This is a genomic window from Aeromicrobium sp., from assembly GCF_047606445.1.
Classification (GTDB): Bacteria; Actinomycetota; Actinomycetes; order Propionibacteriales; family Nocardioidaceae; genus Aeromicrobium.
On record NZ_JASGEK010000017.1, the window covers coordinates 110211 to 120407 of the forward strand.

12 protein-coding genes and 1 riboswitch are annotated in these 10197 nt (G+C 69.6%); of the genes, 3 read left to right on the forward strand and 9 right to left on the reverse strand.

The genetic code is table 11. The features are described 5' to 3' along the window. Positions 1-6 precede the first annotated feature (6 nt). Entirely contained in the window at positions 7-462 is a 456-nt protein-coding gene (locus QM621_RS04745) for an SRPBCC family protein (RefSeq protein ID WP_414989208.1), read from the forward strand. Here the strand turns inward: QM621_RS04745 and QM621_RS04750 are convergent. From QM621_RS04750 to QM621_RS04775, 6 genes are read right to left on the reverse strand one after another with little or no spacing between them, the layout of a single operon-like run. Continuing rightward, positions 459-1502: a zinc-dependent alcohol dehydrogenase family protein gene (locus tag QM621_RS04750; protein WP_414989209.1), complete on the reverse strand. Its 1044-nt coding sequence runs from the start codon at positions 1500-1502 to the stop codon at positions 459-461. The two genes, QM621_RS04745 and QM621_RS04750, sit on opposite strands and share 4 nt — an antisense overlap. 10 nt (positions 1503-1512) lie before the next feature. Next, positions 1513-2070, reverse strand: coding sequence for an NYN domain-containing protein (locus QM621_RS04755; RefSeq protein WP_414989210.1), 558 nt, complete (start codon positions 2068-2070; stop codon positions 1513-1515). Positions 2071-2097: 27 nt separating this feature from the next. Next, positions 2098-4101 (reverse strand): ABC transporter ATP-binding protein, encoded by a 2004-nt coding sequence (locus tag QM621_RS04760; protein WP_414989211.1) that lies wholly within the window; start codon positions 4099-4101, stop codon positions 2098-2100. A gap of 22 nt (positions 4102-4123) precedes the next feature. Continuing rightward, the gene (locus QM621_RS04765; protein WP_414989212.1) at positions 4124-4984 is read right to left on the reverse strand and encodes a phosphotransferase; all 861 of its coding nucleotides are present in this window, start codon (positions 4982-4984) and stop codon (positions 4124-4126) included. A gap of 13 nt (positions 4985-4997) precedes the next feature. Then, positions 4998-5411, reverse strand: coding sequence for a hypothetical protein (locus tag QM621_RS04770; RefSeq protein ID WP_414989213.1), 414 nt, complete (start codon positions 5409-5411; stop codon positions 4998-5000). Then, positions 5408-5995 carry a DUF305 domain-containing protein gene (locus QM621_RS04775; protein ID WP_414989214.1) on the reverse strand — a complete coding sequence of 196 codons (588 nt, stop codon included), beginning with the start codon at positions 5993-5995 and terminating at the stop codon, positions 5408-5410. The genes QM621_RS04770 and QM621_RS04775 overlap by 4 nt, the downstream gene beginning before the upstream one ends. A 37-nt stretch (positions 5996-6032) precedes the next feature. On the opposite strand from QM621_RS04775, the gene QM621_RS04780 reads away from it, so the two are divergent. Together QM621_RS04780 and serA are read left to right on the forward strand one after the other, a co-directional pair. Further along, positions 6033-6464 carry a PaaI family thioesterase gene (locus QM621_RS04780; RefSeq protein WP_414989215.1) on the forward strand — a complete coding sequence of 144 codons (432 nt, stop codon included), beginning with the start codon at positions 6033-6035 and terminating at the stop codon, positions 6462-6464. A gap of 6 nt (positions 6465-6470) precedes the next feature. Then, positions 6471-6558: riboswitch (ZMP/ZTP riboswitch) on the forward strand. A 44-nt stretch (positions 6559-6602) separates the two neighbouring features. Then, a complete protein-coding gene (gene serA, locus QM621_RS04785) occupies positions 6603-7847 on the forward strand; it encodes a phosphoglycerate dehydrogenase (protein WP_414989216.1) in 1245 nt (414 codons plus the stop codon). 48 nt (positions 7848-7895) lie between these two features. Here serA and QM621_RS04790 read toward each other — a convergent pair whose 3' ends face one another. From QM621_RS04790 to QM621_RS04800, 3 genes are all read right to left on the reverse strand, one after another. After that, the gene (locus tag QM621_RS04790) at positions 7896-8423 is read right to left on the reverse strand and encodes a DUF1697 domain-containing protein (RefSeq protein ID WP_414989217.1); all 528 of its coding nucleotides are present in this window, start codon (positions 8421-8423) and stop codon (positions 7896-7898) included. A gap of 142 nt (positions 8424-8565) precedes the next feature. Continuing rightward, positions 8566-9909 carry an S-layer homology domain-containing protein gene (locus tag QM621_RS04795; protein ID WP_414989218.1) on the reverse strand — a complete coding sequence of 448 codons (1344 nt, stop codon included), beginning with the start codon at positions 9907-9909 and terminating at the stop codon, positions 8566-8568. 89 nt (positions 9910-9998) lie between these two features. Next, positions 9999-10197: hypothetical protein (locus QM621_RS04800; protein ID WP_414989219.1), on the reverse strand; the 199-nt coding region annotated here is incomplete at its 5' end.

Consider the following 10197-nt stretch of genomic DNA (forward strand, 5'->3'; position numbering starts at 1 on the left):
TGAAGCATGGCCTCCACCTTCACCGTCGAACGGTCCCGCGTCATCGCCGCCTCCCCCGAGACCATCGCCCCGCTCATCGCCGACCTGCGCGCCTGGCAGCGGTGGTCGCCGTGGGAGGGCATCGACCCCGACCTCCAGCGCGAGTACTCCGGCGCGGAGAGCGGCGCGGGCGCCGAGTACCACTGGAAGGGCAATAAGAAGGCCGGCGAGGGTCATATGACCGTCACCGCGGCCGAGCCCCGCCGCGTCGAGATCCGCATCGACTTCCTCACACCGTTCAAGTCCACCAATCACAGCGTCTTCACGCTGACCCCCGAGGGCGACGGGACGAAGGTCGTCTGGTCGATGACCGGCCCCCGGCCCCTGCTCATGCGCCTGTTCAGCATTCTGATCAACCCCGAGAAGTTCGTCGGCCCCGACTTCGAGAAAGGCCTGGCGAGCCTCGACGAACTGGTCGCCTAGGCCGAGAGCGACGGGTCGACGACCGTCATACCGGCGACCGGAATCTGGTCGAAGACGGGGAGCAGGCGGGCGGCCTCCTCCAGGCCGATGACCCGCTCGACCAGCCGCTTCGGCTCCAGCGCACCCTGCTCGACCAGCGCCAGCATCTCCGGATAGTCGGCCGCGGCCATGCCGTGGCTGCCGAACACGTCGAGCTCCCAGGCGATCACCCGGTCCATCGGCAGGCGCGGGTGGCCGTCCACCGGCGGCAGCAGGCCGACCTGCACGTGACGACCGCGCCGCCGCAGGCCGAGGATCGCGTCGGAGGCGGCCTGCTCGCTGCCGACCGCGTCGACCGACACATGCGCGCCGCGTCCGGTCAAGTCTCGGATCGCGCCCGGGACGTCGGGACTGTCGGCGACCACGACCTGCTCGGCCCCCATCGCCCGCGCCGCCTCCAATGCCTGCGGCGTGCGGTCCACCGCGATCACCCGGGCGCCCAGCGCGCGGGCGATCATGATGACGCTCAGTCCGACGCCGCCCGCGCCGATCACACTCACCCACTCGCCCTCGCGCAGCCGGGCACGGCCGACCAGCGCCCGGTAGGCGGTGGCGAAACGGCAGCCGAGGCCGGCCGCCGTGGGGAAGTCCATCGCGTCAGGGATCGCCACGAGGTTGGCGTCGGCGGCGTGCAGCACGACGTACTCGGCGAACGACCCCCAGTCGGTGAAGCCCGGCTGCCGTTGGTCGGGGCACACCTGCGCGTCGCCGGCCCGGCACCACGCGCAGCGCCCGCAGCCGCACACGAACGGGACGGTCACCCGGTCGCCCAGGCTCCAGCGCCGCACCTGCGCGCCGGTCTGGAAGACCTCTCCGGCCAGCTCGTGTCCGGGCACGTGCGGGAAGGCGAGGTCGTCGTGACCGGCCCATGCGCGCCAGTCGCTGCGGCACAGACCCGTGGCCCGCACCCGCACGAGCACCCCGTCCTCGGGCACGTGCGGCACGTCGACCGACCGGACCTCCGGGTCGCCCCGCACCTCGTCGACGACCAGCGCGCGCATCGTCCGCATGTCAGAGGAAGGCGGCGGGGTCGAACTCGTCGATGGGGATGACCCGCAGGCGCGGCAGCTCCTCGTTGAACGCCGCGACGTCGTACTCGAGGTCGAGGATCTCCAGGCCGCCCGCGATCAGCTCGGTGTAGCCGGAGCTGCGGAACTCGTTGAAGGCCAGCAGGCTGGTGCGCCGTTCGCCGACGAGCGGCGTCATCTGCGGGATGAAGTCGCCGTCGTTGCTGACCAGCATGACGTCGCCATCGCGGCGGGCGATCTCCTCCAGGGTGCGCTGGATGCCGAGGTCGACGACCTTCTGGTCGGGCGTTCCCGACAGCGGCACCGGCCGATAGCCGCGCGCGGTGAGCGCCTGCACGAAGGGCATCGGCAGGTCGCCGTTGACGGCGAGGAAGAACAGTGCGGTGACCGGCTGGCCCCAGTGCTGCTCGACGAAGGACAGCACCCGGTCCCAGCGCGGACGCTCCTGCGGCTGTGGCCGCCGTCCCAGGATCGAGCTGCCCAGTGTGGCGTCGATGTTCTCGCCGTCGACCAGCAGATAGGTGCGACCCGAAGCGTCCATGTCCGCCAGCTTATCCGGGGGCGTCGCTCACACGCTGACGTCGGCGCGCCGGGGACTGGGGCGTTCGCAGACGGTGCGGCCGTCGGCGAAGCGGACGCCGTCGGTGAAGCGCGCCTCGATCTCGCCGCCGCCGAACTGCTCGACGTACAGTCGCGCGTACAGGCCCCCGGCGGCCAGCAGCTCACTGTGCGTGCCCGACTCCACCAGCTTCCCGTCCTCCAGACCGAAGATGACGTCGGCGTTGTGGATCGTCGACAGACGGTGCGCGATGGCGATGGTCGTGCGATTGTGCGTGGCCCGCTCCAACGCCTCCTGCACGAGCCGTTCGGTCTCGGTGTCGAGCGCCGACGTCGCCTCGTCGAGGATGAGCACGCGCGGGTCCATCAGCAGCACACGGGCGATGGCGAGGCGCTGCTTCTCGCCGCCGGACAGCCGGTAGCCGCGCTCGCCGGTGATCGTCTCGTAGCCCTCGTCGAAGGACAGGATGCGCTCGTGGATGTTCGCGGCGCGTGCCGCCTCGACGATCTCCTCGGCGGTGGCGTCGGGCTTGGCGTAGGCGAGGTTGTCGCGGATCGTCCCGTGGAACAGGTACGGCTCCTGGGTGACCATGCCGACGCATCCGGCCAGCGACCCGAGCGTCAGGTCGCGCACGTCGTGGCCGTCGATCCGCACCGACCCGTCGGTCACGTCGTAGAAGCGCGGCACGAGGTAGGTGGCGGTGGTCTTGCCCGACCCGGACGGCCCGACGATGGCGGCGAGCTGTCCTGGTTTCACGTGCAACGAGACGTCGCGCAGCGCCCAGGTCGGCTCGGCGGCGCCCTCCGGCCGTTCGATCCGGGCGGTGCTCTCCTCGAAGCGGTCCTTGGTCGCAGACCCCGACAGCGAACGCGGCGACGGATACCGGAAGGACACGTCGCGGAACTCGATCTCGCCGCGCAGCCGTTCGGCGTCGAGCACCACCGCGTCGGGACGCTCGGTGATGGCCGGCTCCAGGTCGAGGTATTCGAAGATGCGCCGGAACAGCGCCAGCGAGGTCTGCACGTCGAGCGTCACCCGCATCAGCTGCAGGAGCGGCATCTGCAAGCGCGCCTGCAGGGTGGTGAAGGCGACGAGCGTGCCTGCGGTCAGCGCGTCGTCGCCCCCGGGGATCCGTCCGGTGAGCATGTACCCGGCCACCAGGTAGATCAGCGCAGGCGTGATCGCGAAGAAGGTCTGGACCGTGGCGAAGAAGGCCCGACCGGTCATCGCCTGCTCGACCTGCAACCGCGTCTGCAAGCGGTTCGCCTCGCGGTACCGCTGCACCTCGGAGTCGGCCCGGTTGAACACCTTCGACAGCAGGATGCCCGAGACGCTGAGCGCCTCCTCGGTGATCGCGGTCATCTCCGACAGGTTCTCCTGGGTGCGCCGGGCGAGCCGCTGCCGCCGCTTGCCGACCTGGAGCTGGATCCACACGAACAGCGGCATGACGACGAGCGTGAGGATCGTCAACTGCCACGACAGCAGCACCATCGCGATGAACGCGGCCGTGACCGTGACGGTGTTCTGCAGGATCGTCGTGGCGGTGTCGGTGAGCACGGTGCGCACGCCCGCGACGTCGTTGGCGAGGCGCGACTGGATGGCGCCGGTCTTCGTGGCGGTGAAGAAGGCCAGCTCCATCTTCTGCAGATGGGCGAACAGGTCGCCGCGCAGATCGGCCATCGCGGAGTTGCCGACGGTCGAGGTGAGCCAGTTCTGCGCGATGCCGATGAGCGCGGTGGCGATGGGGATGACGCTCATGCCGACGACGAGCCAGCCGAGCAGCCCCAGGTCGGGGCCGGACCCGTCGAGGCGGAACAGCGCCTTGTCGAAGACCGCCTGGGTCAGGAAGGGCACGAGCGAGGTGAGTCCGGCCGAGACGACCACGGCGACCGCGACCAGCGCGATCTTGCCCCGGTAGGGCCGCAGCAGCGACGCGATCCGGCCGAGCACGGGCTCGCCCCTGGCCGCGATCTCGTCCTCGGTCAGATGGGTGGCCTGTGGTCCGCGCGGCATGGGGTCCAGGCTAAGCGGCTGCTCAGCCGACGGCGCGCGCCAGGCCGTGAACCGCTTCGGCGAGCAAGACGTCGTCGCCGAGGTCGTGGGCGTAGGCGGCGCCGCTGAACACCGCCATCGTCCGGGCGCGCACCTCGGTGAGCGGGTCGATGTCGCCGTACGCCGTCCAGAAGGCCTCCCGGTCCGCCCCGTCGAACAGGCTGAACGCCACCGACAGGTCGACCGACGCCGGAGCGAGGCAGACGTCGCCCCAGTCGATCACCCCGGTGATCCGGTCACCGTCGATCAGCACATGGCGCGCGTAGAGGTCGCCGTGGCTCACCACGAGCGGGCGGCGCTCGACGGAGGCGGCGTCGGCGCGGGCCAACCACTCCTCACGTCGCTCGTCGCCCTCGACCACTCCGTCCGCGACGAGGACCGCCAGTAGCTCGCGCGCCCGTGCGGCCCGGTCCGTCGCGTCGGCCCGCCGGTTCGGATCGACGGGCAGCGGCGCGGCGAGGTCGTGAGGGAGGTCGTGCAGCGTCCGCAGAAAGCCGCCGAGCTGTGCGGCCACCGCCGCCCGGTCGACGTCGGGTCGTCGCGCCAGCTCCTCGCCCGGCAGCAGCTCATGACCCCAGAACGGCCACGGCGGATCGCCGAACGCCCCCGTCGTCGCAGGCACCGGGACCGGCGACGGCAACCGCTCGGCCAGACGGGGCAGCCACGCGATCTCCCGCTCGACCCCGGCGAGCGCGAGGGAGCGACGCGGGAACCGGAACGCGAGACGCCGATGCGCGACGACCGTGTTGTCCCAGCCCTCGCCGAGCAGCCGCGGGTCGGACTCTCCCGTCAGCCGTTCCGCCTCGGCCAGCGTCACTACCCGTTCGGGGGTCCACTGCGTCACAGGAAGACTGTGTTCACAAGAAGAACGCGAGACTCAGCCCGAGGAGCGGCAGGAGGATCGCGGCGGCCAAGATGACGACGAAGACGCCGACGCCCTTGCGCTTGACCGGCTCGAAACCGATCGACCCGGTGGTGAACTGGTGCAGCGGCGCGGCGTAGAACACCGGCACGTTCTGCCCCTCCGCCAACTGGAACTCAAGACTCGCCTGGCCGTAGGTCCGCATCCACTGGGCCGACAGGTCGACACGGACAGGGCCCGCCGGCACCGGGATCTGGTTCAACCCGTAGGACGCCGGCACGAGATAGCCGTTGATCGCCGCCTTCGGCGGGATCATGCTCGACGTCATCACCGAGCCTTGGATCGTCAGGCTCACCCACCCCATCGGCGGCTGAGCGGGCGCAGACGGCGGCATCGGCGCGGAGGTCATGCGTCCGAGCTTAGGGCGTCGAGCTCCTCGAGCCAGGCCTCGTGGGTCTCGATCATCTCCTGGACGAACTCCGCCAGCTCCGGGTCGCGGCCGTCGTCGGCGACCTCCTCGGCCTGGTCGACGATCGACGCGCTGTAGTCGCTCATCACCTCGATCCACAGCTCGTCGAAGTCGGCTCCCTCCGACTCCTCCAGCTGCTCCAGGCGGCCGTCCGGCTCCAGGTACACCGGAGGGGCGAAGGCGCTGGCGATCGAGTACACGACCGGCTCCAAGTCCCACTCCTCCTCCCAGTCGCGCATCGCGTCGAGCTGGTCGTCGAGCTCGTCCGCCATCTCGTCGGCGAGGTCCAGCAACGCGTCGTCGTCGCTGCGGTCCTCCGGCAGCTCGGCGGCCTGCAGCGCGGTGCCGAGGTTGATCTGCACACCCAACACGAAGTCCTCGTCGGTGGAGTTGGGATCGGGGTCCGGATCCGGTGAGGGGTCGGCGCACGCCCGCCGGACCTCCGCCGCGCACTCGACGTTCTCGCCGCCGCACCCGGTGAGCGCGAGCGCGGCGACCACGGTCACAGCCCCGAATCCCCTCATAGCTCCGACGATAAACCCGTCCGCGTACTCTCGCAGCATGAGCGAGAAAATCCCCGGCCTCGACGGACTGCTCGGGGTCGAGCACGTCGAGTTGACCGCCGACCGTGTCGTGGTCCGCTTCACCGTCGGCGAGCAGCATCTGCAGCCTTTCGGCATCCCGCACGGCGGCGTCTACTGCGCGGTACACGAGTCGACGGCCAGCATCGCCGGGCAGATCTGGCTGGGCGAGAAGGGCGTCGTGGTCGGCACGAACAACTCCACCGACTTCCTGCGTCAGGCGAAGGTCGGCGACACGATCACCGTCACCGCCACGCCGATCCACCGGGGCCGCACCCAGCAGCTGTGGCATCTGGACTCCGTCGGGACCGACGACAAGCTCGTCGCGCAGGGCCAGGTGCGGCTCGCGAATCTCGACGTCCCGGTCTCACCGGAAACGGCGGCGCGGTTCAAGAGCGCGGTCTCGGGTTAAGCTGGCCCGGTCGTCGGCGACTGGCGTTGAGGTGGGAGACCACCAGGGAGCCGGCGAACCACCGACATCGGGACCGTTCGCCTGGGCCTACGAGTCAGTCCGCTGACCGAGAGGCCCCCTGAGATGACGATGACGACGATGACTCACAACACTTCCGCCCCCGCCCGCCGACTCGACGACGGCGACGTCCGCGTCCTGCTGTTGGAGAACATCCACACCGACGGCCGCGACTTCCTGCGCGGCCAGGGCTACCAGGTCGAGACCCGCGACGGAGCGCTCGGCGAGGACGAGCTGATCGAGGCGATCCAGGGCGTGCACCTGCTCGGCCTGCGCTCGACCACCTACCTCACCGAGAAGGTCGTGGAGCACGCCTCCGACCTGATCGGCGTCGGCGCCTTCTGCATCGGCACCAACCAGATCGACCTGGCCGCCGCCTCGCGCGCCGGCATCGCGGTGTTCAACGCGCCCTACTCCAACACGCGCTCGGTGGTCGAGCTGGCCATCGCCGAGATCATCTCGCTGGCCCGCCGCCTGCACGAGAAGTCCACCGACATGCACCGCGGCGTGTGGAACAAGTCGGCCCAGGGCAGCCACGAGGTGCGCGGCCGCACCCTCGGCATCGTCGGCTACGGCAATATCGGCAGCCAGCTGTCGGTGATCGCCGAGGCGCTCGGCCTGCGGGTCGTCTTCTACGACATCGACGACAAGCTCGCCCTCGGCAACGCCCAGCGCTGCGCGACGTTGGAGGAGCTGCTGGCGCAGTCCGACGTCGTGTCGCTGCACGTCGACGGCCGCCCGAACAACGCCGGGTTCTTCGGCGAGGAGCAGTTCGCGCAGATGAAGGACCGCGCGATGTTCCTCAACCTCTCGCGCGGCATCGCCGTCGACACCACGGCGCTGCGCGAGCACTTGGAGTCCGGGCACATCGCCGGCGCCGCGATCGACGTGTTCCCGGTGGAGCCGAAGCGCCAGGGCGACCCGTTCGAGTCGGACTTGCGCGGTCTGCCGAACCTCATCTTGACGCCGCACGTCGGCGGGTCGACACAGGAGGCGCAGCAGGACATCGGCCGTTTCGTCGCCTCGAAGCTGCGGTCCTACGCCGCCTACGGCAGCACCTCGCTGAGCGTGAACTTCCCGGAGATGAACCTGCGCGCCGAGGAGGGCCGCCACCGGGTGGCCTACGTCCACCAGAACGCCCCGGGGGTGCTGGCCCGGATCAACACGCTCTTCGGCGAGCACGGCGTCAACATCGTCGGCCAGCAGCTGGCCACGCGCGGCGAACTCGGCTACGCGGTCACCGACGTGGCGACCGAGGTCGGCGAGGACGTGCTGACGGCGCTGGCGGCGATGCCCGAGACCATCCGGGTCCGCCACCTGAGCTGAGTCGAAGGGAATCCAACCAGTCTCCTGGCACGCTCACCGCGGATCAGCTCACGCGGTCAGATCCAAGAGTTTCTGGACGGTGTTGAGGTTGCGGGCGGTGCCGGCCACGCCGAGCGCCCGGCCGATGGAGGCGTCCTTCATCTGCGGGCGTCCGGCGCCATCCGCGTACCGGATGTGCATCTCCCGTCCGACGACCTCCCAGCGGTCGTCACCGGTCTCGAAGGTCCGCGCCTTCGCGATCGCGTCGGCCGTCGGCTCGGCGGAGAGGAAGGTGATGTGGGAGAAATCGGCTCGGACCACCTCGAAGGGGTGCGCCGCGAGCGCCGCCGCAACCTCCTCGCGGGAGCGGCTGACGACCTCGCGGAAGAAGCCGCAGCGCTCCTCGACGGCCTGCTCCAAGGCGCAGTCGAACTCGTTCGGGTCGCCGGGCGGCACACAGATCAGGTTGCCGGAGGCGATATAGGTCGAGATCTCGGTGGCGCCCAACGACGCGGCGATCTCACGCCAGGTGGCCATCGGCAGCTTGGCCGTGCCGCCGACGTTGATCGCCCGGACCAGGTGGATCCGCCGCGTCATCGGGCCACTTCCTCGCGGAGCGTCCGGGCGAGCAAGCCAGCGGTGAGTCCGACGATCAGGGAAACGGCGATGCCCCACATGGCGCCCACCTTACGCACTCGCCGGATCCTCGCCCACGCGGATCAGCTCGACGCCCGCAACGTCACAGGCCCTCCTGGTCGACGCGGTACAGGAAGGCGGCCATCTGCTCACGCAACACCGGCTGGCCGGGACGGAAACTGCCGTCGTCATAGCCCGTCGTGACGCCGGTGCGCGACATCCACACGATCTCCTTGTAGAACTCGTGCTGGGTCGAGACGTCCTTGAACGGCGAGGTGGTCGGCAGGTCGGTCACCGGCGGCGATCCGGCCAGCCGGTAGAGGAAGGCCGCCATCTGCTCACGCAGCACCGGCTGTCCGGGACGGAAGGAGCCGTCGGCGTAACCGGTGGTGATGTCGCTGCCCGCCAGCCAGACGATGTGCTCTTTGAAGACGTGCTGCGAGCTGACGTCGGTGAAGCCGCTGGGTTGTCCGCTCGCCGTCGGGTTCGCGCCATCGTGTTCGAAACGGTAGAGGAAGGCCGCCATCTGCTCGCGCAGCACCGGCTGTCCGGGACGGAAGGAGCCGTCGGCGTAGCCGCTGGTGATCTTCTGCTGCGACAGCCAGGTGATCTGCGAGACGAAGGTGTGCCACGGGGGGACGTCGGTGAAGGGGCCGCCCGGATTGCCGAACCAGTCGGTGAAGTAGCGGTAGAAGTTGCGGTTGCCGTAGGAGGAGCAGGCGTCGCCGGTGCCCGCTCCGGCCTGGATCGCGGCGGCGTTCGGCTGGTAGGGCGTGTAGTAGTAGAGCCCGGCGGTGGCCTGGTTGGCGATGTGTACGGGGGCGGTCCCGCAGGCCTCGTTCGGGTGGTAGCGGATCTGGTTGACCTGACCGACCTTGATCCAATTGAAGGAGGGGTTCTTCGTGTACTCCTGGAAGCGGCGGGCGGCGTGGTAGACCTGGTTGCCGAATCCGGCGTACTGCGGCTCGCAGGCCGCGCTGTCGGTGCAGCGGAAGCCCATGGCCTTCGTGTAGACCGCCTCGGTGGCGTTGGTCTTGGTGACGAGGCCTTGTTCTTTCTGCAAGATAACCAGCAGCACTTGCGGGTTGATCGTGCAGGATTTCGCGACGCGGTCGATGATGCGCGCGGCGGTCTCGGTGCCGCCGGTGGCGTAGCCGGAGCAGTAGGCGTCGGCGGCCTTGGACGGGACGGTCGTCTCGTAGTTCTTCAGGCACATCGACCCGGAGCAGGCGGTGCCCTTCTGGTCGAGGAAGTTCTGGATCTCGTTCTGACCCATCGTGTTGGGGTTGAAGAAGACCGCGTCGCTAATGATGTTGCCCGGCTGGAACTTGCTCATGTCCGCGGCCTGCGCGGCCGTCGCGACCCCCACGCTCGTCAGGAGGGTGACGATCAGGGCGACCAGGGACAACCCGGCCGCACGTCGACGAGACACGCGTGAGGAACTCATGCGTCCCAGTATGAGGACGCCGACGGCCTCCCGTGGCCTCCCACAGGAAATGTCAGGGGCCTGTCACGGAGAAATCAGGGTGGGAGGGGTTACGGGGCACCGAGGTCGCGGAGGAAGATGCCGCCGCTCTTGCCGGGCACCAGGTCTGACGCACCCGAGTAGAACGCCACATACCGGCCATCCGCCGACACCGACGAATGGTAAGAGCTGTCGTTGCCGCCCCCGCCCGACGAGGTCGCCGACACCAGACGCGTCACACCCGACTGCATATCCCGCACAAACACATCC